Annotated in this window: 22 protein-coding genes; 7 read left to right on the forward strand and 15 right to left on the reverse strand. The window is 61.3% G+C overall.

Features of this window, described 5'->3' with window-relative positions:
• Positions 1-38: 38 nt before the first annotated feature.
• From HX899_RS23225 to HX899_RS23235, 3 genes are all read right to left on the reverse strand, one after another.
• Positions 39-404 (reverse strand): hypothetical protein, encoded by a 366-nt coding sequence (locus HX899_RS23225; RefSeq protein ID WP_138329362.1) that lies wholly within the window; start codon positions 402-404, stop codon positions 39-41.
• A gap of 318 nt (positions 405-722) precedes the next feature.
• Complete coding sequence (locus tag HX899_RS23230) at positions 723-1,241, reverse strand: BON domain-containing protein (RefSeq protein ID WP_138329363.1); 519 nt, start codon at positions 1,239-1,241, stop codon at positions 723-725.
• An 83-nt stretch (positions 1,242-1,324) separates the two neighbouring features.
• The gene (locus HX899_RS23235) at positions 1,325-1,819 is read right to left on the reverse strand and encodes a peptide deformylase (RefSeq protein ID WP_138329364.1); all 495 of its coding nucleotides are present in this window, start codon (positions 1,817-1,819) and stop codon (positions 1,325-1,327) included.
• A 242-nt stretch (positions 1,820-2,061) separates the two neighbouring features.
• Here HX899_RS23235 and mgtE point away from each other — a divergent pair, with 242 nt between their 5' ends.
• Positions 2,062-3,477 carry a magnesium transporter gene (gene mgtE / locus HX899_RS23240; RefSeq protein WP_138329365.1) on the forward strand — a complete coding sequence of 472 codons (1,416 nt, stop codon included), beginning with the start codon at positions 2,062-2,064 and terminating at the stop codon, positions 3,475-3,477.
• Positions 3,478-3,541: 64 nt separating this feature from the next.
• Positions 3,542-3,934 (forward strand): MerR family DNA-binding transcriptional regulator, encoded by a 393-nt coding sequence (locus tag HX899_RS23245; RefSeq protein ID WP_011652104.1) that lies wholly within the window; start codon positions 3,542-3,544, stop codon positions 3,932-3,934.
• 24 nt (positions 3,935-3,958) lie between these two features.
• Here HX899_RS23245 and HX899_RS23250 read toward each other — a convergent pair whose 3' ends face one another.
• The 3 genes from HX899_RS23250 to rpiB form a co-directional block, all read right to left on the reverse strand.
• Positions 3,959-4,948 (reverse strand): heparan-alpha-glucosaminide N-acetyltransferase, encoded by a 990-nt coding sequence (locus tag HX899_RS23250; RefSeq protein ID WP_181293493.1) that lies wholly within the window; start codon positions 4,946-4,948, stop codon positions 3,959-3,961.
• Positions 4,948-5,712: a DUF599 domain-containing protein gene (locus HX899_RS23255; RefSeq protein ID WP_028741294.1), complete on the reverse strand. Its 765-nt coding sequence runs from the start codon at positions 5,710-5,712 to the stop codon at positions 4,948-4,950. Before HX899_RS23255 ends, HX899_RS23250 begins: the two co-directional genes overlap by 1 nt.
• Before the next feature lie 237 nt (positions 5,713-5,949).
• Positions 5,950-6,399: a ribose 5-phosphate isomerase B gene (rpiB, locus tag HX899_RS23260; RefSeq protein WP_181293494.1), complete on the reverse strand. Its 450-nt coding sequence runs from the start codon at positions 6,397-6,399 to the stop codon at positions 5,950-5,952.
• Positions 6,400-6,563: 164 nt separating this feature from the next.
• Between rpiB and HX899_RS23265 the strand changes: the two genes are divergently transcribed.
• Positions 6,564-7,763, forward strand: a complete 1,200-nt coding sequence (locus HX899_RS23265; RefSeq protein WP_138389127.1) for an acyltransferase — start codon at positions 6,564-6,566, stop codon at positions 7,761-7,763.
• Position 7,764: 1 nt separating this feature from the next.
• On the opposite strand, the gene HX899_RS23270 is transcribed toward HX899_RS23265, so the two are convergent.
• Positions 7,765-8,202 (reverse strand): VOC family protein, encoded by a 438-nt coding sequence (locus HX899_RS23270; RefSeq protein WP_181293495.1) that lies wholly within the window; start codon positions 8,200-8,202, stop codon positions 7,765-7,767.
• A 353-nt stretch (positions 8,203-8,555) separates the two neighbouring features.
• Between HX899_RS23270 and HX899_RS23275 the strand changes: the two genes are divergently transcribed.
• The gene (locus HX899_RS23275; protein ID WP_181293496.1) at positions 8,556-9,959 is read left to right on the forward strand and encodes an L-serine ammonia-lyase; all 1,404 of its coding nucleotides are present in this window, start codon (positions 8,556-8,558) and stop codon (positions 9,957-9,959) included.
• A 61-nt stretch (positions 9,960-10,020) separates the two neighbouring features.
• On the forward strand, positions 10,021-10,458 hold the full coding sequence (locus tag HX899_RS23280; RefSeq protein ID WP_003559632.1) for a DUF1489 family protein: 438 nt from the start codon (positions 10,021-10,023) through the stop codon (positions 10,456-10,458).
• A gap of 90 nt (positions 10,459-10,548) precedes the next feature.
• On the opposite strand, the gene HX899_RS23285 is transcribed toward HX899_RS23280, so the two are convergent.
• From HX899_RS23285 to HX899_RS23315, 7 genes are all read right to left on the reverse strand, one after another.
• On the reverse strand, positions 10,549-10,824 hold the full coding sequence (locus HX899_RS23285) for a hypothetical protein (protein ID WP_003539905.1): 276 nt from the start codon (positions 10,822-10,824) through the stop codon (positions 10,549-10,551).
• 113 nt (positions 10,825-10,937) lie between these two features.
• Positions 10,938-12,509: a serine hydrolase gene (locus HX899_RS23290; RefSeq protein WP_138389129.1), complete on the reverse strand. Its 1,572-nt coding sequence runs from the start codon at positions 12,507-12,509 to the stop codon at positions 10,938-10,940.
• A 134-nt stretch (positions 12,510-12,643) separates the two neighbouring features.
• A complete protein-coding gene (locus tag HX899_RS23295; protein ID WP_181293497.1) occupies positions 12,644-13,429 on the reverse strand; it encodes a hypothetical protein in 786 nt (261 codons plus the stop codon).
• Between the two features lie 203 nt (positions 13,430-13,632).
• Positions 13,633-14,238, reverse strand: coding sequence for a transglutaminase-like cysteine peptidase (locus HX899_RS23300; RefSeq protein WP_011652094.1), 606 nt, complete (start codon positions 14,236-14,238; stop codon positions 13,633-13,635).
• Between the two features lie 375 nt (positions 14,239-14,613).
• Complete coding sequence (gene pip / locus HX899_RS23305) at positions 14,614-15,588, reverse strand: prolyl aminopeptidase (protein ID WP_138389132.1); 975 nt, start codon at positions 15,586-15,588, stop codon at positions 14,614-14,616.
• A 319-nt stretch (positions 15,589-15,907) separates the two neighbouring features.
• Positions 15,908-16,519: a PilZ domain-containing protein gene (locus HX899_RS23310; protein ID WP_003539887.1), complete on the reverse strand. Its 612-nt coding sequence runs from the start codon at positions 16,517-16,519 to the stop codon at positions 15,908-15,910.
• A gap of 124 nt (positions 16,520-16,643) precedes the next feature.
• The gene (locus HX899_RS23315; protein WP_138329372.1) at positions 16,644-17,288 is read right to left on the reverse strand and encodes a PAS domain-containing protein; all 645 of its coding nucleotides are present in this window, start codon (positions 17,286-17,288) and stop codon (positions 16,644-16,646) included.
• A 263-nt stretch (positions 17,289-17,551) separates the two neighbouring features.
• On the opposite strand from HX899_RS23315, the gene HX899_RS23320 reads away from it, so the two are divergent.
• On the forward strand, positions 17,552-18,343 hold the full coding sequence (locus HX899_RS23320; RefSeq protein ID WP_171598749.1) for a rhomboid family intramembrane serine protease: 792 nt from the start codon (positions 17,552-17,554) through the stop codon (positions 18,341-18,343).
• A 93-nt stretch (positions 18,344-18,436) separates the two neighbouring features.
• Complete coding sequence (locus HX899_RS23325) at positions 18,437-18,871, forward strand: CBS domain-containing protein (protein ID WP_025394659.1); 435 nt, start codon at positions 18,437-18,439, stop codon at positions 18,869-18,871.
• A 68-nt stretch (positions 18,872-18,939) separates the two neighbouring features.
• Here HX899_RS23325 and HX899_RS23330 read toward each other — a convergent pair whose 3' ends face one another.
• Positions 18,940-19,902 carry a patatin-like phospholipase family protein gene (locus HX899_RS23330; protein ID WP_181293498.1) on the reverse strand — a complete coding sequence of 321 codons (963 nt, stop codon included), beginning with the start codon at positions 19,900-19,902 and terminating at the stop codon, positions 18,940-18,942.
• Positions 19,903-19,904 lie beyond the last annotated feature (2 nt).

The following is a 19,904-nucleotide window of genomic DNA, read 5'->3' on the forward strand; positions in this document are numbered from 1 at the left end:
CCGGCCCTTTCTTTTATCGAATCCCGGTCTTTTATGGATCAATGCGTCGCGCGGCATGCTTCGGTGCGGGAGGCGCCGCTGTCTGCACCCTTGGTGTGGGAGCCCTTGGGGCCAATCATGCTGTGGCATGGGGGCAGGGAGTTGATGCTGGCCGTTGCGGTCTTGTCGACGACAGGAGACGCCATGGCGCTCGGGGCGAAGCCGTCGCTGTCGTTGGTGTAGTCGCTGGAATAGGCCGGGGCCTTGCGGCTGCTGTAGTGGACAGGAGCGGGCTTCGACATCGGGCTCGGGGCGAAGCCGTCGCTGTCGTTGGTGTAATCGCTGGAATAGGTCGGCTGTGCGAAGGCAGCGCCTGCAAGGCTGACGGCGAACAGGGACGCGGCAAGGGCAAATTTGATGCGCATGGGTCTATCTCCTCAATCTGCTGTTGAACTCGACAACATAAACTCACCCTCGGCACACACGAGTTCGCGCCCCAATTCAGGCAATTTTGTGATAATATGGCGACGCAGCCGCGACCATTTGTCCGAATGAAATCACAGTGTTGTCAACGGAATTGACGTTCTCGTGACAGAAGCCGCCTAACAGAAATTGGCAATTGGTCTCGTGAATAAGACAGTTGTTGCTACAATCGTAAATTGTTAACTTTTGGTAATGTTGAGAACGATCATCAACGGAAGGCGGCAGCCCTCCCGTTGATGATTTGCGCTGTGCGTAATGCGTTAGTCCTCGTTCGGGATATGCGCGTCAACACCGGTCAGCTGCAACTTATTGCGGACATGATGGACGCCGTCGACCGAAAGCGCGCCGAGTTCGACCTTGCGGGCGATGCCGATCGTTTCCACCGATCCTTTCAGGGTGACGACGTGACCGTCTGCGTGAACCTCGATGCTGTCGATATCAACCTCGGGAATGTTTTCGAGATTGTCGTTCACCCGCGCTTCGAGGTCGTCGCTTTCACCGCGGTCGATTGTATCTGCGCGCAGCGAATCTTTCAGGCGGTTCTCGTTGCCGTCTTCATCCGTGCCATCTATCCGGAAGCCCTTGTTGGGATCGCTGTCGAAATTGGCCGTGGTCTCGCCGTAAGGACGATTATCCGGACCGCCGGTGTCTGCGCCGCTGCCATCGGCATAGGGCCAGCCTTCGTCGAGATTGCGCTCTTCGAGGTCGCGATAATCTTCCTCCCGGGAAAGCTCAGGCTTCTCCCGGGAAAACTGGGTCTTGTCACCGATCCTTGCCATTGCACTCGCTCCTTGTTTCTTTGCTGGAAACGCCGGCAGCGGCGAATGGTTCGGTGCAGACGGCGATTTGTCAGCCGTGATTGTCAGCCCTGTGCCTTCTCCCATTTCTTCACCAGACGGTCGCGCTTCAGCCGTGAGAGGCGCTGCAGCCAGAAAATGCCGTCGAGCTGGTCGACTTCGTGCTGGATGCAGATGGCGAGGAAATCTTCGGCACCGTCCTCGTGCACCGCGCCCTCGGTATCCTGATAGCGGAAGCGGATCGCCCGTGGGCGCGTGATCTCGTCTGTCGCGCCGGGCATCGAGACGCTACCTTCGGTATGGTTCATCATCTCCTTCGAAAACCAGGTGATATGAGGATTGACGTAAAGGCGCACGCCGTCGGCCTTGTCGAGCTCCAGCACCGTGACACGGCTGAAGACGCCGATATGGGCGGCGGTGATGCCGACGCCGGGGGCTGCGCGCATCGTCGCCAGCAGGTCCTCAGCAAGCGCTGTGAGCGAGGAATCGAAGACCGTCACCGGCGCGCAGACAGTTTTGAGGCCCGGATGCGGATAACGCAGAATCGGACGGATGGGCATGGGGCAGGCTTCCTCTGCTTGGACGGGTGAGGAAACTATCGCCGGCCGCGTGCATTGTCATCACGAAGCACGGTTTGCCGCTTTACGACACGGATGCTTTGGGCTAGCAGGGGCCAAGAATTCCGGCTGCGGGAGCCTCGCGCGGGATTCGCTTATCCGCTTGTTGACAATGTGTTTTCGGCCGACATTTGCGAATGCGGCGCGGCAGTCGTTGAAATTCGAACCAGATGCGAGGGCGGCAGATGACGACGACCGATGGGGAAGACCGCATTCGCAGGCGTCCCGATGACGAGGAAGCCGATATCTACGACGAGGACGGCAATGTCCGCGGCGATTTCCTGGCGCTCGTGGGTGCTGCGATCGCCGACCGCGACACGCTGTTCCTGCGCCAGAACGTTGCCCGCCTGCATGAATCGGAAATAGGCGACCTGCTGGAATCGATCCAGCCGGATCAGCGCCTGGCGCTGGTGCGCCTGCTCGGCGACGATTTCGATATGACGGCGCTGACCGAGGTCGACGAGGCGATCCGCCGCGAAATCGTCGACCAGATGCCGAACGCGCAGATCGCCGCCGCGATCGGTGAGCTCGATTCGGACGATGCCGTCTACATTCTCGAAGACCTCGACAAGGAAGACCGGGAAGAGATCCTCGCCCAGCTGCCGTTCACCGAGCGGGTGCGGCTGCGCCGGGCGCTCGACTATCCCGAAAGCTCGGCCGGGCGCCGCATGCAGACGGAATTCGTCGCCGTGCCGCCGTTCTGGACGGTCGGTCAGACGATCGACTACATGCGCGACGAGGAGGATCTGCCCTATTCCTTCTCGCAGATCTTCGTCATCGATCCGACCTTCAAGCTGCTCGGCGCCGTCGATCTGGACCAGATCCTGCGCACCAAGCGGCAGACGAAGATCGAGCAGATCATGCGTGAGACCAACCATCCGGTTCCGGCCGAGATGGACCAGGAGGAGGCGGCCCAGCTCTTCGAGCAGTACGACCTTCTCTCGGCCGCCGTCGTCGACGAAAACGGCCGGCTGGTCGGCGTGCTGACCATCGATGACGTCGTCGACGTCATCCACGAGGAGGCGGACGAGGACATCAAGCGCCTCGGCGGCGTCGGCGACGAAGAGCTGTCCGACAATGTGCTCTCGACGGTGCGTTCGCGCTTCCTGTGGCTTTTGATCAACCTCGGCACGGCGATGCTGTCGGCCAGCGTCATCGGGCTGTTCGACGGCTCGATCGAGAAGATGATCGCGCTTGCCGTGCTGATGCCGATCGTCGCCTCGATGGGCGGCAATGCCGGCACGCAGACGATGACGGTGACGGTGCGCGCGCTCGCGACCCGCGACCTCGACATCTACAATGCCGGCCGCATCATCCGCAGGGAGGCGGGCGTCGGCATCCTCAACGGCGTCGTCTTCGCGACGATCATGGGCGCGATCGCCGGGACCTGGTTCCACGACTACCAGCTCGGTGGGGTGATTGCGGCGGCGATGATGATTAATCTGATAGCGGCGGCCCTTGCCGGCATCCTGCTGCCGCTGCTGCTCGACAAGATGGGGGCCGACCCGGCGATCGCCTCTTCCGTCTTCGTCACGACGGTGACGGACTGTACCGGCTTCTTCGCCTTTCTTGGTATCGCCACATGGTGGTTCGGCATCTGAACCGCCCAAAAATTGACTATTACGTAAAAGTCAATATTATCGTCTGTCCGACGACGGGGAACACATGCCGGTGAACAAATATTATAGCATAACGGAACTGACGCGCGAATTCGGGGTCTCGACGCGCACGCTCCGCTTCTACGAGGACGAGGGACTGATCCATCCGGAGCGGCGCGGGCGCACGCGTCTGTTCCGGCAAGCCGACCGGCGGCTGATCGGCGAAATCCTGCGCGGCCGGCGCATCGGCTTCACCATCGCGGAGATCCGCGAGATCATCCAGGTTTACAAAGAACCGCCGGGCGAACTCGGCCAGTTGAAGCTCCTGATGAAGCGCGTCGACGAGAAGCGCGACGACCTGCGCCAGAAGCGCAAGGATATCGACGACACGCTGGCGGAACTCGACGCTATCGAAGAGACCTGCCTCGGCCGCCTTGCCGAAATCGGCGTCACCACCTGATCACGCGCCGTATTGTCGGTGAACTCATTCAGCCTCGGCGCTGCATTCGGCAGCGATCGTCTGGACCCGCTCGTCGTTCTGTATATCGATCGCGCCCTCCTGCAGCGGCGTGAACAGGGCTTGCGCCTGCAATTTCCCCAGCGTGCATTGGCAGAAGCTGTGGCAGAGCGCTTCGCCTTGCTGCATGACGCAAGAGGCGTTGCATTGCCTTAGGTAAGTTGCGACCGGATCCGGCGCCTGCGGCGGGACGACGAGCGAAATCCCATAGGCGATGGCGATCAATATCGGCTGATGGATCAGATAGAAGGCAAGGCTGTGGCGGCCGAGCCTTGCCGGCCACCAGGAGCCGGTGCCGACGGCGGCAAGCCGGTGCAGCAGCCTGGTTCTGAGGGCGATCGAGGCAATACTCAATCCGGCGAAGAAGGGCGTTGCCCAGGGAAACAGCGGCACATAGTCGTTGGACCGTTCCGGCGCCACGGCAAGGCCGATCCAGGCGAGATAGCGCGGATCGAAGAAGGATGAGCGAAGCAGGCCGGGTGGCCCGAAATTATCGGTGATCCAGGCGGCAAAGAGCGCGAGCGTGGCGATGAGCGTGAAGGCGAGCGGCAGTCTCAAGAAAACGACGCCGATGAGCGTGAGCACCGCGATACAATGCAGGATGCCGAAATAGATCCATTCGTTCGGCATCGCGATGCGCGTGGCGATCGAGATCACCGCGGCTGCCGCGGCGATCATGCCGAAGCGCTTCCAGAAGGAGGGCCAGCGAATCTCGGGCTTGCTCGACAGCACCAGGCTGATGCCGACGATGAAGAGAAAGGTCGTGGCGATCGCTCGGGCATAGATCTTCAGCCAGCCGGTCTCGGCCGTGCCTGGCGCGAGATAGCCCATGAACTCCATGTCCCAGCTGAAATGGTAGCTCGCCATGGCGATCAGCGCGACGCCGCGCGCCGTATCCAATAGACCGATGCGCGGCGGTTTTGCCGCCGCATCGGCTTCCCTTGCCGGCAATGTCATCAAAGTCCCTCGGACAAATCATTTCCGTCGCTCGACGGCCTATCGCGGCGAATAGCAGAAAGGTGGAGATTTGATGGCGGGCCGGTATCCATGATCGCCAGTCGCGCCTGCGAGAAAAATTGCCGGCGTGTCAGCACGAAGATGACGATCGCCGTCGTCAGCATGAAGACATAGGGGTTGATGAACCAGCCGAGATAGCCGATCGACAGGAAGATCGCCCTGAGGCCCTCGTTGAAATTGCTGCCGGCAATGACGTTCATGCGGATGACGCGTTCGGCGGCCCGCTCGGCGGCGATGACGTCGCGCTCGGTGTCGCGCATCATCGGGATCGAGCCGAAGAGGATGGTGCAGTAGTTGAACAGCCGGTAGGACCAGCCGAATTTGAAGAAGGCATAGCCGAAAAGCGCTGCCAGGCCGCCGACCTTCATCTCGAAGACGGCATGGCCGCCATGGAAGACGAAGGGCAGGTCGGCGAAGACGGCGTCGACCTTCTCCGTCGCGCCGAGCAAAGCAAAGCAGCTGCCGATCGCGAAGATCGAGGTCGAAGCAAAGAAGGCGGTGCCGTTCTGCAGGCCGGCCATGATCTGCGTGTCGATCATCTTCAGGTCGCGGCGCAGCGAATTGTAGATCCATTCCCGGCGCCGTTCGGTCATCGCATGGGTCAGGCTGGTGCGCCCGAAGAAGGTACGGCCATGCAGCAGCCAGGAATAGCCCATCCAGACAAAGGCAAAGAAAGCCAGAGCGATATAATCCGCCGTCGTCATCAGTGATTCAGTCTCCGCATGAACGCGGCCACTATGCCGCAAGTCGGATTATGCCGCATGGCCGAGTTCGGCGGCTTTACGCGGGCTTTCGGCCATGCGGCAGTTCGGCTTAATCGAGCCGTCGGGAAACGACAAGGCTTGGTGGATAGCCGACCGGCATCTTCTGGAACGAACGACAGCAATGCGGTCATCCGTCAGCTTGCGGATTCGGGGCGGCGACCCAAAGAAAGGAAGGCGCTACCCCTCCAGCGCCTCAATCATCCCCACCCGCGTCGCATGCCGGCCGCCCTCGAAACGAGCGGTCAGGAACGCATCCACGATATCGAGTGCCAGCCCTTCGCCGACTACGCGCACGCCAATCGAAAGCATGTTGGCATCGTTGTGCTGGCGGATCATGCGGGCCGAGAAAGTGTCGACGCACACGCCGCAACGGATGCCCTTTACCTTGTTCGCCGCCATCATGATGCCCTGGCCGGTGCCGCATAGAATGATGCCAAACCGGCAATCGCCGGAGGCGACGAGCCGCGCCGCCGCTTCACCGTGCTGAGGATAGTGTGTGCTCTCCGGCGTTGTCGGTCCGATATCGACCGCTATCCAGCCTTGCGCCGCGATATGACCGGCAATGGCCTGCCGGAGCTGAATGGCGGCGTGGTCGCTGGAGAGGGCGATGCGGTTGGTGGCTGGCATGGAGAAGTGGTCCCGTTTTCCAAAGCAATTTTTCGTTCTGACGATGCACGCTGGCGCGAGGCCAGTCTAGAGGCGCACCAGCAGGGCGCCGCGTTAACCGCTTTTAAAGTCGTGATGGCCAATTCTTCAGGACTGAACCTGAACTCCGAATTCAAAAGTGACCCATGAGTCGGCCGGATTACATCCCGAGTCTTGATGGCCTGCGCGGTGTCGCTGCGCTTCTGGTCGTTGGAGCCCATGTTGGCCTTATTTTTCCGATCACAGCTCCGCATCTCGTGACGATGGGCGACGAAGCTGTCGGTTTGTTTTTTGCTCTCAGCGGCTTCCTGATGGCTCACCTCTACGGATCACGGCCGGTCACGAGAGAAAATGTGCTGGATTTTCTTGTGAGCCGCTTTGCCCGCATCTATCCGGTTTACCTGGTGGCCGTCGTTCTCGTAGCGATGCTGTCGAGCATGCAGAATCTGGATTTTGTTCAGCCGATCGCTGGCGGCACGGATTTTGTGCGCCATGTCTTTCTTCTCGGCTCGAGTGGTGTTTTCTGGTCGATACCACCCGAGATCCAATTCTATCTGCTCTTTCCCGTCCTGTGGCTCTGCCTGGCCCAGCCGCGCCGCTATAGCGGCATGATTGTCGGCCTCACGGTGGCCGTCGTCGTGGATGGCCTGGTTGAATTGCCAGGTCCGGGAATAGTGCTCGTCTCCAAGCTTCCTTACTTTCTTTTCGGCGCACTTGCCGGGATCATGCATTCCTACTGGAACAGCTGGATTCCATCTGCCCTCACAGGCATTTCAACGCTTTTCCTTCTGGCGGTGTTTTTCACTTACCGGCATATCTTGCCCGGCTTTTCCCCGGAATTTTGGAGCCTGCAAAGTGCCGTGGCCGCAGCCGTCATTGTCGGGCTCGTCGCTCGACAGCCTCCCATCACAACCCGTGTCCTGGCAGCTGCACCAGTACGGTTTTTCGGAAAGATCAGTTTTTCACTTTACCTTTTCCATGTCCCCACCATGTTCCTGGCGCGTTTGACCTTTGATGCCTTGATGCCCGAACCGGCGCTCATCGTGGTGACGCTTTGCGTTGCGGTCGTCGGGGCATGGTTCATCCATGAGACGATAGAGGTTCCAGGCCGGCGGTTGCTGGTCCTGATATGGCAGGATAATCGCTGGCGTCTGGTTTCGCGCGAAACTCCGGCCGACCAAATGGACCGCGCAATTCTCGACCTTCAGGAGATCGAAAAGCGCCTGCTGCGCGGGGCAACGTCAACCATGGACGATCAACGACAAATCTCGACGACGCCCGAACCCCGGGATGGCGCCGACGGCACGGTCATTCAAGATGAACGCGACGAGAAGCGTCGCGCATAGCTCAGCTAAGCTCTTGGGCGAGTCCGATGAGAACCCCTCCAGGCCCGCGGATGTAGCAGAGCCGATAGGTGTCTTGATAGTCCACGACTTCGCCGACGAGCTGCGCGCCGCGCTTGCTGAGCCTCTCAAGCGTCTCGTCGATGTCATCAAGGGCGAACATGACGCGGAGGTAGCCTAGAGCGTTCACCGGGGCATTGCGGTGATCCGCAACGGCAGGCGGCCTGAGGAAGCGGGAGAGCTCGAGCCGGCTGTGGCCATCAGGCGTGCGCATCATGGCAATCTCGACGTGCTGATCGCCCAGTCCAGTGACACGTCCAGCCCATTCTCCTTCGATCATGGCCCGCCCTTCGAGCTCGAGGCCGAGGTCGCGAAAGAAATCAATCGTCTCTTCGAGGTCATCGACGACGATTCCCACGTTGTCCATCCGTTTGAGCGCCATGTGTCCAATCTCCCAATCTGCAAGGTGTCGTCTAGCATCGACGTCAGCAGGACATTGGGAGTCGGGGCAGACTGTCAAGATAAGGCTACCAGTTCTTCCGCCGCATAGGTTTCATTGAATGCAGCAATGAGTGGCAAGGCGGACCACTTGGTTTAGGGCATGACCCCGAAAATCGGATTCGATTTTCGGGAAGGATTATGCGCACACTCAAAGTGCCTGCGCGTCCTATTGGACACGCGGCGCTCCAGTGTGCAGCCGGAATGTCGCACCGGCTCCATGCGATGTCGGTGTGCTGCACGGATTCGAAACCGACCTCGCTTAAGCTTGCATCCTCGTATTCAGAAGGCGCACCCATGTTTCTCTCGGTATTCGATGTCTTCAAGATTGGTGTCGGGCCGTCGAGCTCACACACGATGGGTCCGATGTCGGCGGCCAACCGGTTTCTCGAGCTGATCCTCTCGAACGAATGGCCGCGGCCGTCATCTGGCGCGCAGGTCACAGCCATCAAGGTCAGCCTGCACGGCTCACTCGCCCATACCGGTATCGGCCACGGCACGGGCAGGGCTGTCATTCTCGGGCTGATGGGCGAGGCGCCCGACAGCGTCGATCCCGACAAGATGGACGGCATCGTCGACACGGTGGAGCGCACCGGCCGCATCACGCCGGAGGGCCATCCCGCCTATCAATTCCAGCCGAAAATCGACCTGATCTTCGACAAGAAACAGCCGCTGCCCGGCCATGCCAACGGCATGGTCTTTTCCGCCTATGACAGGGACGGCCGGCTGCTCGTCAAGCGCATCTATTATTCGGTCGGCGGCGGCTTCGTCGTCACCGACACCGAGCTGGAGCAGATGCGGGCGAAGAAGAACGCGCCCGGCGGCACGCGTGTGCCCTATCCCTTCTCCACCGCCAAGCAGATGCTCGAGATGGCGGAGCGCTCGGGGTTGTCGATCGCCCAGATGAAACGGGCGAACGAGGAGAGCCAGCGCAGCCAAGAGGCACTCGACCAGGGGCTTGACCGCATCTGGGAGGCGATGCGCTCCTGCATCGAGCGCGGCCTCAAGGTCGAGGGCATCATGCCGGGAGGCCTCAACGTCAAGCGGCGCGCGCGCAGGATTCACGACAAGCTGGAAGAGGAATGGCGCAGCAACCGCATCAACCCGCTGCTCGCCAACGACTGGCTGAGCGTCTATGCGATGGCCGTCAACGAAGAGAATGCGGCCGGCGGGCGCGTCGTCACGGCGCCGACCAACGGGGCGGCCGGCGTCATTCCGGCGACGATCCGCTATTACGAGCATTTCCACGAGGACTGGGACCAGAACGGCATCCGCGACTATCTGCTGACGGCAGCCTACATCGGCGGCATCATCAAGCACAATGCCTCGATCTCGGGCGCCGAGGTCGGCTGTCAGGGCGAGGTGGGGTCGGCGGCGGCGATGGCTGCCGCGGGCCTTGCCGCGGTCATGGGCGGGACGCCGGAGCAGATCGAGAACGCCGCCGAAATCGCGCTCGAACATCATCTCGGCATGACCTGCGATCCGATCGCGGGCCTCGTGCAGGTTCCCTGCATCGAGCGCAACGCGCTCGGCGCCGTCAAGGCCGTCACGGCGGCCTCGCTCGCCATCAAGGGCGACGGCCAGCATTTCGTGCCGCTCGACGCTTGCATCGAGACAATGCGCCAGACCGGGCATGATATGAGCGAGAAATATAAGGAAACCTCGACCGGGGGGCTCGCCGTCAACGTCGTCGAATGCTGAGTTTGTGGACGCTGCATGCTTGGCGCTTGACGCTCGCTGCCAAAAGGATTTCAACGGCAGCATGGCATTGCATCTCATCAAACTCTGTGTCGGCGCCGATTCGATAGACGATCTGCGCGAATGGGTGGCGGAACGCTCGCTGCGCGCCATCGCCGCCGGGCTCGAGCCGCATTCGGTGCATACGACGCGTATGGCGCCGAAGCGTATGGAGGAACTGCTTGACGGCGGCTCGCTCTACTGGGTGATCAAGGGGCAGGTGCAGGCCCGGCAGAAGCTGCTCGACATCGAGACCTTCACCGACGGCGAGGGGATTTCGCGCTGCCGCCTGATGCTCGGCCCGGAGGTCATAGAGACGGCCGTACAGCCGAAACGTCCCTTCCAGGGCTGGCGTTATTACACTGAGGACGACGTGCCGCGCGACCTGACAAGCCTCGGCGCCGGCATTGCCGAAATGCCCGCGGATCTCCGCCGCGAGCTTACGGACCTTGGTCTGCTCTAATCCCCGAAAATCGGAGCCGATTTCCGGAAAGGTTCATGCGTGGATTGAACGTCCTCCGCGCGGCCTTTCGGGCGCGCGGTCCAGTGCAGTTCAGCGTAGGCGCAACTGCACCGGTGCGCTGCCATCCGGCGAGGTCACATGCAGATGGATGCGGGCTTCAGGCTGGGAATAGCGCCAGGCGCGTGCACCATGGCACAGCAGCAGATTGATGAGATCCCGGGTCTTCGGAGACTTCGCCTTCGGCCGTTGCAGGCCGATCTCGGCGAGGCGCAAAGCCGCCTCGTGCAGCGGATGCAGAGATGAGCGCCCCTTGGCCGCCATGCGGCGGTCTGAAGGCATTCCCGGAACATTCTCATTGATCGCCATTGTTTTCCCCGTACGCAATACTGATCGAGTTCAAGAACGGTGGCCGGAAACGCAAACACCGATTCCGGCCGTCACCGATGCCGCCGGCCATCTTGCAGGCAGCATCGAATAGCTCATTGTGCAGCCGCCCAGCACTTGATGCCGGCCTTCTTCAAGGCCTTGCAAGCGTTGACGGCATCGCGCTGATCGTCGAAGCCGCCGAAGCGGGCGCGGTAAAGCTGGTCACCACCAGCGGCGTAGGCGACCGCGAAAGGTTTTGCCGAGGCCAATGCCTTGCCGCCCTTGCTCTTGGCGCCCTCCAGGAGGTCCATGGCCATCTGCCGGCTCGGCGAGACGCCGACTTGCACCACCCAGCCGGTCGGACCGTTGCTGGTTGAAGCAGCACGAGTCGGGGAGGGAGTGGTCGACGCAGTGGTGAGGTTATCGACCGACGTCTCGCCCTGTTCCGTCGGCATAGATGCGGGCGTCGGCTTTGGTGCGGCGACCGCTGCCTGCTGCTTGAAGGTCATGGTCTTGACCTTGGTCGGCGCCGGCATCGGCTGGGCTACCAGCGGATTGTCGGAATTCGGCGCAGCGGTCTCGGCATAGGCGACCTCGGTCTCGGCGACCTGATAGCGCGCATCCGGCAGCGGGCCTTTGTGCGGCAGGCTGAGATCGGCAGCGGCCGCCGAAACCGGCGGCTGGGCTGCGGTGATGGTCTTCGCCATTTGCTGAGCCTTCTTGGGCTGGACCGGAGCCGGCGTCACGATCATCGCCGGGGCAGGGGCTGCCTGGGCGATCAGCGCCGACGATCCGCCACGGCTCGATGCCTTCGGCAGATAGGTGGCGATCAGATTGCGCATCTGGGCATCGCGGGCAGGCGTCGAGGCGCCACCCATCACGACGCCGACGATCGTTTTGCCATCGACCTGCACCGAGCTGACCAGATTGAAACCGGCAGCCCGCGTGTAACCGGTCTTGATGCCGTCGACGCCGCGCACTGAACCGACCAGGCGGTTGTGGCTGCGGATCGTCCGGCTGCCGAACTTGAAGGCACGGGTAGAGAAATAGCCGTAATATTGCGGGAAATGCTGGCGAAGGGCGATGCCGAGGCGGGCCTGGTCGCGCGCTGTCGTCATCTGCGCCGTATTCGGCAGGCCGTTGGCATTGCGATAGGTGGTGCGCGTCATGCCGAGCGCATGCGCCTTGGCGGTCATCAATTGGGCGAAGCGATCCTCGCTGCCGCCGCCCAGCATCTCGCCGAGCGCCGTTGCCGCATCATTGGCCGACAGGGTGACGAGACCGAGAATGCCCTGCTCGACGGTGATCGTACCGCCGGCGCGGACGCCGAGCTTGGTCGGCGCCTGGGCTGACGCATGGGCGGAGAAGGGAACCGGCGTATCGAGACGGATGCGACCCTGCTCCAATGCCTCGAAGGTCATGTAGAGGGTCATCATCTTGGTCAGGGAGGCGGGGTATTGCAGCCGGTCGGCGTTCTCACTGTAGAGAACGTTGCCGGTCTTGGCGTCGACGACGATGCCTGCATATTTCGGATTTGCCGCTTCCGCGTCGGCATTCACCGAATCGACCACAACGATCGTGATGGCCACCGAAAGGACCGCCAGCAGCCTTGCGAAAAAACTGCCGGATCGGGACGATGATACGGAGGAGACTGACCTTGACACTATTCCACTCTTCGCTTGCATTTCAGATATTTGGCACTTCAGTTTTTGGCAGGAACCGCACACCTCCCGCCGCACAGCTCGTCTTCTAAAATTACCGGTTGGGCGTTACCAATCCGTTTATGATGAATCCTTTATTTCGCTGTCCGGAGAGCATTTCAGGGACTTGTCGCAGAACGGTTCACAAGACGCGCGTCTACAAAGGTGCGGATAGCGGCATCAATATGTTCCCAGTCGTCGAGATGGCTGCTTGAGAAGCGGTAGAGAACGCTGAGATCTCGACCGACTTTGATATCGCGCTGACAATCTCCGCCCGCTGCCTTATCCGGGGCTGACGGCAATATGCAGCGCACGACGTAATCCGGCCCGCCCTTGACGGGCGCCGTCAGCAGCACCTCGTCGCCGTAACCCGCATCGGCGCGAAGACGGTGCAGCGTCAGCCCGTCGCGGAAGGGCTCCGCAGGTCCTTCGAGCAGATGCGAATAGATCGGCTCCAGCCGCCCGGACATGTCGCGCGACATGGTGCTCTGGGTGATCTGCAGGAAGATCAGCCCGGAGGATTGAGCGATATCGTCGAATCGAAGGTGATTTTCCTTGCCGTAACCCTGCATTTCCGGCCAGGCGAGGTAGAGATCGACGCGCTCGGCGGCGCCTTCATGCCTTTGACTCGGGAAACGGATGGCATTCTCGGGGAATTTGACGGTGTCGCGGCCGATGGCCAGCTTGATTTCCACCGTGCTGTCGGTGTTGCCGGCAAGCGAGATATGCCGGCCGAACCAACGGCCGCCGATGCTGATGGCAACGGTCAAGACCGCCATGACTGAGATCACCGCCATCGTGCGGAGGAGAAACCCCATGGAAAGAAGCGGCTGCTCGTCGGGTGCGCTGTGCGCGGCATGGCTCATGGCGGTTCTTCGGGTTTCGGTCCGCCGCAGGAGGAACATGAGCCGCCGGTGCCGATGATGAATCTCATCACCATAATCGAACCGGCATGGTTAATAATCCGCTAATGCGCTGATGGGGAAGTCTTTAAATGGGGCGAGCCGTTCCCGGGACAGCGGGAACGGCTCTTGGGCACCGGTCGGGGACGGGATGCGGGGACTGACCGGGCCGCAGGCAGCAACCGGCAATGGCCGGCAGGCTGTTCTTACTTGACGCTACCGACCGCGACAGCGCGGCCATCCTGAAGCTTCGACCAGCGGGCCGGATCGTCGGCGGACTGGCGCTTCAGATAGGTGTATTCGGTGTCCGACCACAGCAGAACCTTGTTGCGCATGTTGTCGAGAATGAAGTCGCCATGATCGGTACGAACAGTCAGCACGGCATGGCCTTCGCCATTCGGCTGCAGCACGACGGTGATCAGCGTGTCGGACGGCGAGAAACCGTCGTCGATCAGCATCTTGCGCTTCAGCAGGGCGTAATCCTCGCAGTCGCCGACGGTGCGCGGATAGGCCCAGCGCTCCTCGACCCCGTAGATCTGCTCATCCGTCATCGGCTGAATCGTCGAATTGACAGTGTAGTTGACCTTGAGAATTTCCTTCCAGCGATCTTCAGTGAGGATCGCCGGTCCGGCATCGCCGCCGACTTCGACACATTCCGTCGGATTCGCCTTGCAGAATTCGTAGTGTCCGATCGGCGGGCTGGCATTGCCTGCCAGGGCCATGCTGGCGGGCATCGCCTGTCCCGAACCCGCCATTGCCATCATGATGGCACCGGCCAGAAGGCCGCCTTTCAGGATGTTCGCAGTTGTCATTGCCGTCTCCCCGTAAGTTGAGGTGACAATGGCACAGACGTTTTTATCTCACGCAAAATTACATAATAGAATTAAAGGCTTAGTTGATTCAAATGCCGAGAAAACTCGACTAAAAACAGATTCGAATGCGCATAAAATTTGACGCGGATTTGTCTTGAAATCGATTAAAATTGTAATCGACGCAACAAGGCTTTCGCCCACGAAAACGCTGCGTTGCCGTCCTGATGTTAAGGATTTTCGTTGAGCCGGGTAAATCTCAGCAGTGTGCTGGCGATCTGCGGCAGCGCGTAGCCGACCGGCGATGCCGCCGGAATGGGCCGATTCGGCTGGTTCAAAAGCAGAATATCGCTTAGATCGCCGATCCGGGCGGGAAAATTATTTTTGAGGAAAGTCGCGAAATCGATCGGTGGCAGCCACAATCGCCGCGCTCATATCGGGATTTGCGGTGGAATGGGCAGCATGCGGAAGGATGGTGAGCTCGCTTTGCGGCCAGGCGCGGGCCAGTTCCCAGGCGGTGACGAGCGGCGCCTCGATGTCGAGCCTTCCCTGCAGCAGGATACCGGGAATGCCGATGAGCCGAGCGGCGTTCTTCAAGAGCTGGCCGTCCTCCAGCCAGGCGCCATTGCTGAAGTAATGGGTGATGATGCGGGCGCGCGTGAGCATATAGGCCGGATCGGCCCAGCGGCGTGGCAGGCCTTGGGGATCGGCAAGCAGAATCGAGGCCGCCTCCCAATCATGCCAGTCACGCGCCGCCTTGAAGCGCGTTTCCGGATCCGGATCGTTGAGAAGACGATGATAGGCGGCGACGATGTCCTCGTCTCGTCCCTGGCTGTCTGCGGGAATCACCTGGCGGAAACGGTGCCATTCCTCCGGAAAGAGTGGCGCCATGCCGCGACAGAGCCAGTCGATTTCCGAACGCCGGGTGGTGGTCACGCCTGACAGGACGATCGCTGCGACACGCTCCGGATGGGTTTCGGCATAGGCCAGCGCCAGTGTCGAACCCCAGGAATTGCCGAAAAGGAGCCAGCTGTCGATGCCGAGATGGGCCCGCAGCCGCTCGATATCCGCAACGAGATGCCAGGTGGTATTGACGGAGAGATCGGTTTTAGGATCGGCAGCACTCGGCAGGCTGCGGCCGCAATTGCGCTGATCGAACAGAATGATTCGGTAGGCGTCGGGATCGAAATAGCTCCGCGCCGCGGTCGAGCAGCCGGAGCCCGGCCCGCCATGCAGCACCAGCGCCGGCCTGCCCGCCGGATTGCCGCAGACCTCCCAATAGATCAGATTGCCGTCGCCCGTATCGAGCTGACCATGATCATGGGGTTCGATTTCGGGATAAAGAGCTGACATGGACGCGCCTCTCGAATTAAGGCGGGCCTTATCCGTCATATCCGTGACGAATGGATGACGACGGGCGAGGGCAGGGCATTCCCGGACGCAAAATCACTGCACAATTTTGCGCAACCTTATTGCGTGCCGATCGGTGTCGCAGCTTGTTCCACTCATAATGTTGTCTAACGACTGGGTGGAACGACTTGCGACAGGATTTCGCGGCTTCTTTCCAAAGCCAGATTCGTTGCCGCTTGCAAATCTCCTGCCGTGAAGGGCGGGCGTTTTCAACGCGACCTGACCGGGTGCGCACCGGAGGGCAGCGTCATTTCAGCAGCTGTTAAAGGAATTCGCGCAGCGTCTCGCGGGACTGGATCGACAGGAATTCGATCGCCACGCCTTCGACGAAGTGGCGCACGACGCGACCACGCATATTGCCGAGGCGCACGGCCGTTCCGATCGAAGGGCGCATCTCGACGTCGACGGCAGCGCCCGACAGCGAAAGGTCCATGATGCGGCAGGAATAACGCGTGCCGTCCTCGAGCGTCAGCTCGGTCTTCGTGTCGCGTGGCGTCAGACGGTCGTGGCGGCGATCCTCGGGCAGGCCGAGCTCGTGCTTGTTGGCAAGCCAGGTGAGCTGGGCCGCGAGCTTCTCGCGCTTCCGGTCGGTGGCATTGATCGACATGGTGAAACCGCGGCCATCGATCGTCTGGACATAGCCTTCGACGCGGCCGAGATGGTCAATATAGGCGACAACGCGTTCGTTGGCGCGCGGCCGACCGAGGCAGGTGACGTACATATCGCCAGGCGACATGTCGATCACCATGCATTCGAATTCCTCGTAGTTCGCAAGCATCAGCCGGCCCTGCATGTTGATGGGCACGCGCTGAAAAACGCCCTGTTCAGGGCGCGGCGCAGGTCGTTGCGTCTGAGCTGGCTGGAACGAGTGCATCAAAGGGCTTCTTCATGAAAATCGCAGAGACCGATCTTTACCCACAATCCATTAACAGAAGGTTGTTTTGCCCGATCCCCATATAGCGGAAAACGAGTATGCCGGATGTGCCGAAATGGGATTGTCAGCGCGCCTCCGCGCTCAGCAGCTGCGACACCATGCGGCGCATGACCTGGCCGAAATGGATGCTTTTGCCAGCGACGATCCTATTGATGGGGCGCGGTTCGGTCGGTGCTGCCTTGTCGAATTTTTCGGGCAGCAGGCGGCTGCGGTCGAGCGCCAGGAATTCGAGCGGCACGATCTCCAGCCAGCTCGCGGCCGCTGCCGGCGCGATCGCGCCGAGCAAACGGTCGCAGGCGCCGTCCGGCGAACGCAGCGGCATCATGATAATCTCGAAGGAGGCCTGATGACCGACAGTGCTGTAGCCGGTGGCGTTGAACAGGGCCGGCATGGCGTGGTCCATGACGCCCATCGCCGTGCGTTCGATGTCCGCGAGCTGACCATTTGCCCAGAGAGACGAAAAACGTTCGCCGCGCAGGTCACGCCCAAAGAGATCACAGATGCGGGTGCCGGCGAGCCGGAAACCGATGTCTCCGCCCTCGCGCTTCTCAAGAATGAACAGACTTTGGAGCAGGTGGGGGACGGCGGAGGGTTCGACCTGTGATTTCAGCGGCGCATCGGCAGCGCCGCGGATACGGTTCCAGTAGTCAAAAATTTCGATGGTCGTTTGCACACGCATTTCACACCAACCTGTCCCATTCCGGAGCATTTTCGGGCAGTCATTGCCCCTACAGGCTCTACCTTGCGGATTTCATGCCAGATCGCGGCGGTTAAGGTTAAGAGATGGTTTCGGTTGAGATGCAGTGCCCGTCGTGACACTGTCCTGCCATCGCTTCGACTTTCGAAGTTCAGCACAACCTGCCCGGGCCGAGGTCTTTCCTGGAGCTCCCGGTACGCCGTCCGGCCCTTCGGACGGCTTTTTTTTTGACAGTCGCTCCTGTATGGCTGTGGCCTCAACGAGGCAAAACACAGATGAATGAGCAGACGGCCGAGCCGCATAAGGCGCCCGAACCTCCCGAGGTCCAGCCGCCGGCACGGCGACCGCGCGAACCGGTCTTCAACCTTCCGCCGGCGCTGTTCTTCAGCCTTTGCCTGCTTGGTGTCATTTATGCGGTGCAGGAACTCCTGCTCTCCGACGATGCGATGAACTGGCTGTTCTTCACCTTCGGCTTCGTTCCCGCCCGCTATGTGATTCCGCTGTCGCAGCAGGGGCCGGAACTGTTCTGGACGCCCGTCACCTATTCGCTGCTGCACGGCAGCGTCCAGCATATCCTCTTCAACGCCTTCTGGCTGATGGCCTTCGGCGCGCCGGTCGTGCGCCGCATCGGGACGCTGCGTTTCGTGCTCTTCTGGGTTTTTTCCGCCGTCGCATCCGCCATTCTGCACGCGGCCCTGAACTGGGGAGACGTGTCGCTGCTGATCGGTGCGTCGGGCGTCATCTCCGGGCTGATGGGGGCCGCCTGCCGATTCGCCTTTCCGGCCGAACGGCGGCCGATGCTTCCAGCGCATCTCAATCCCCGGCTTTCCATCGTCGAGGCGCTGAAGAGCCGCACCGTCATCATCTTCATGCTGCTCTGGCTGGTCGGCAATGCGCTGATCGCTGTCGGCATCCCGCTCGTCGGCGACAGCGACCAGGCGATTGCCTGGGACGCGCATATCGGCGGCTTCGTCTTCGGCTTCCTGCTGTTTTCGCTGTTCGACCGGGCGCCGCGCCCGCCGGTGATGGAACCTGACGGAACCGAGAAGGATGTGTTGCAATCCTGAGCCGGGCAGTGCACCATCGACCTATATCCGTGCCGGGGGGAGAAACCGCCGCGGATGCCTGTGACAAGTGTTTCACGGACATAGGAGGTTCGAATGACCAGTTCAGTCAAAGCAATCCTCGACCTGAAGGGCAGGGACGTCGTCACCGCCGGGCCGAACGCCACCGTCGCCGAGGCGGCCGCCATCCTCAGCAAAAAGAAGATCGGCGCCATCGTCGTCGTCGGCATGGAGAACCGGATTTCGGGCATGTTCACCGAGCGCGATCTCGTGCATGCGATCGCCAAACACGGCAAGGAAGGCCTCGACCAACCGCTGGCTCAGGTCATGACCGCAAAGGTCTATCGCTGCCATGAGGAGACGACCGTCAACGAGTTGATGGAACTGATGACCAGCCGACGTTTCCGTCACGTGCCGGTGGAAAGCAACGGCAAGCTTGCCGGCATCATCTCGATCGGGGACGTGGTGAAATCGCGTATCGCCGAAGTGGAGCGTGAGGCCGAGGAAATCAAGGCCTATATCGCCGGCTGAGGTTTTCGCGTGCTTCGCTAGACTAGTCTCGTCGTCCCAAACCGCCACGCGCTTTTGGACGACGTGCATCAGGGGTTGCTTGCGTAGACTTCCTGCATGCGTTTGATCTCGGGGAGCCGGGCTCTGGCCTCCTCGTAGCCGCGTTCGATCGCCTCGCCGGCCCGGTGGAATTCGGAAAGGCCGATATAGCTGAGACGCGGCTGCAGCGAAATATCCGGCGGGTCGCCGGCAAGGCGGGCCCGGGCGATCCTGTCCTGGATGATGTTGAAGGCCTGCACCATGACGCCGGTCATGCCGAGGCGCGCATAGGGCGCCTCTTCCTGTTTCTGCACTTCCTGCGGCGAGAGGCTGGCATTGTGCCGGACGACGGCGGAGCGGCCGTAGAGATCGTAATTGAGATTGACGGCGACGACGAGCGGCTGTTCGTAGGCGCGGCAGACGGAGACGGGGACGGGATTGACCAGTGCGCCGTCGACCAGCGTGCGGTGATTGCTGCGCACCGGCTCGAAAATGCCGGGCAGGGCATAGGAGGCGCGCAGCGCCGTGATCAGCGAACCATTGGCGATCCAGACCTCATGACCGGTATTGACCTCGGCCGCGACCGCGACGAACGGCCGGTCGAGATCCTCGACGTTCAGGCCTTCGAGATGTTCCTGCATGCGCTTGGTCAGCCGCATGCCGCCGAACAGGCCGCTGCCGCCGATGGTGAGATCGAGGAGACTTGCGATGCGGCGCATCGTCAGCGAGCGCGCGAAGCTTTCGAGTTCATCGAGCTTGCCGGCAAGATAGCAGCCGCCGACCAGCGCGCCGATCGAGGTGCCGGCAATCATGCCGATCTCGACCTTTGCCTCGTCGAGGGCGCGTAGCACGCCGATATGGGCCCAGCCGCGGGCAGCGCCGCCGCCGAGTGCCAGCGCGATCTTGATTTTCTTTTGAGGCGCAGGAGGTGGGAGCATATCGAGCGTGGTCGACATGCCGGAACCGGCACCTTCGCCTTCAGAGCTTTGACGATGCAGACTCCAGCTCAGCATGG

The sequence above is a fragment of the Rhizobium sp. WYCCWR 11146 genome, assembly GCF_013591995.1.
GTDB classification, from domain to species: Bacteria; Pseudomonadota; Alphaproteobacteria; order Rhizobiales; family Rhizobiaceae; genus Rhizobium; species Rhizobium indicum.

Excerpts from the sequence above, each read along its gene's own strand:
- HX899_RS23225 (WP_138329362.1), bottom strand. The coding sequence starts at position 404 with ATGCGCATCAAATTTGCCCTTGCCGCGTCCCTGTTCGCCGTCAGCCTT.
- HX899_RS23230 (WP_138329363.1), bottom strand. The coding sequence starts at position 1,241 with ATGGCAAGGATCGGTGACAAGACCCAGTTTTCCCGGGAGAAGCCTGAG.
- HX899_RS23235 (WP_138329364.1), bottom strand. The coding sequence starts at position 1,819 with ATGCCCATCCGTCCGATTCTGCGTTATCCGCATCCGGGCCTCAAAACT.
- mgtE (WP_138329365.1), top strand. The coding sequence starts at position 2,062 with ATGACGACGACCGATGGGGAAGACCGCATTCGCAGGCGTCCCGATGAC.
- HX899_RS23245 (WP_011652104.1), top strand. The coding sequence starts at position 3,542 with ATGCCGGTGAACAAATATTATAGCATAACGGAACTGACGCGCGAATTC.
- HX899_RS23250 (WP_181293493.1), bottom strand. The coding sequence starts at position 4,948 with ATGACATTGCCGGCAAGGGAAGCCGATGCGGCGGCAAAACCGCCGCGC.
- HX899_RS23255 (WP_028741294.1), bottom strand. The coding sequence starts at position 5,712 with ATGACGACGGCGGATTATATCGCTCTGGCTTTCTTTGCCTTTGTCTGG.
- rpiB (WP_181293494.1), bottom strand. The coding sequence starts at position 6,399 with ATGCCAGCCACCAACCGCATCGCCCTCTCCAGCGACCACGCCGCCATT.
- HX899_RS23265 (WP_138389127.1), top strand. The coding sequence starts at position 6,564 with ATGAGTCGGCCGGATTACATCCCGAGTCTTGATGGCCTGCGCGGTGTC.
- HX899_RS23270 (WP_181293495.1), bottom strand. The coding sequence starts at position 8,202 with ATGGCGCTCAAACGGATGGACAACGTGGGAATCGTCGTCGATGACCTC.
- HX899_RS23275 (WP_181293496.1), top strand. The coding sequence starts at position 8,556 with ATGTTTCTCTCGGTATTCGATGTCTTCAAGATTGGTGTCGGGCCGTCG.
- HX899_RS23280 (WP_003559632.1), top strand. The coding sequence starts at position 10,021 with ATGGCATTGCATCTCATCAAACTCTGTGTCGGCGCCGATTCGATAGAC.
- HX899_RS23285 (WP_003539905.1), bottom strand. The coding sequence starts at position 10,824 with ATGGCGATCAATGAGAATGTTCCGGGAATGCCTTCAGACCGCCGCATG.
- HX899_RS23290 (WP_138389129.1), bottom strand. The coding sequence starts at position 12,509 with ATGCAAGCGAAGAGTGGAATAGTGTCAAGGTCAGTCTCCTCCGTATCA.
- HX899_RS23295 (WP_181293497.1), bottom strand. The coding sequence starts at position 13,429 with ATGTTCCTCCTGCGGCGGACCGAAACCCGAAGAACCGCCATGAGCCAT.
- HX899_RS23300 (WP_011652094.1), bottom strand. The coding sequence starts at position 14,238 with ATGACAACTGCGAACATCCTGAAAGGCGGCCTTCTGGCCGGTGCCATC.
- pip (WP_138389132.1), bottom strand. The coding sequence starts at position 15,588 with ATGTCAGCTCTTTATCCCGAAATCGAACCCCATGATCATGGTCAGCTC.
- HX899_RS23310 (WP_003539887.1), bottom strand. The coding sequence starts at position 16,519 with ATGCACTCGTTCCAGCCAGCTCAGACGCAACGACCTGCGCCGCGCCCT.
- HX899_RS23315 (WP_138329372.1), bottom strand. The coding sequence starts at position 17,288 with ATGCTCCGGAATGGGACAGGTTGGTGTGAAATGCGTGTGCAAACGACC.
- HX899_RS23320 (WP_171598749.1), top strand. The coding sequence starts at position 17,552 with ATGAATGAGCAGACGGCCGAGCCGCATAAGGCGCCCGAACCTCCCGAG.
- HX899_RS23325 (WP_025394659.1), top strand. The coding sequence starts at position 18,437 with ATGACCAGTTCAGTCAAAGCAATCCTCGACCTGAAGGGCAGGGACGTC.
- HX899_RS23330 (WP_181293498.1), bottom strand. The coding sequence starts at position 19,902 with ATGCTGAGCTGGAGTCTGCATCGTCAAAGCTCTGAAGGCGAAGGTGCC.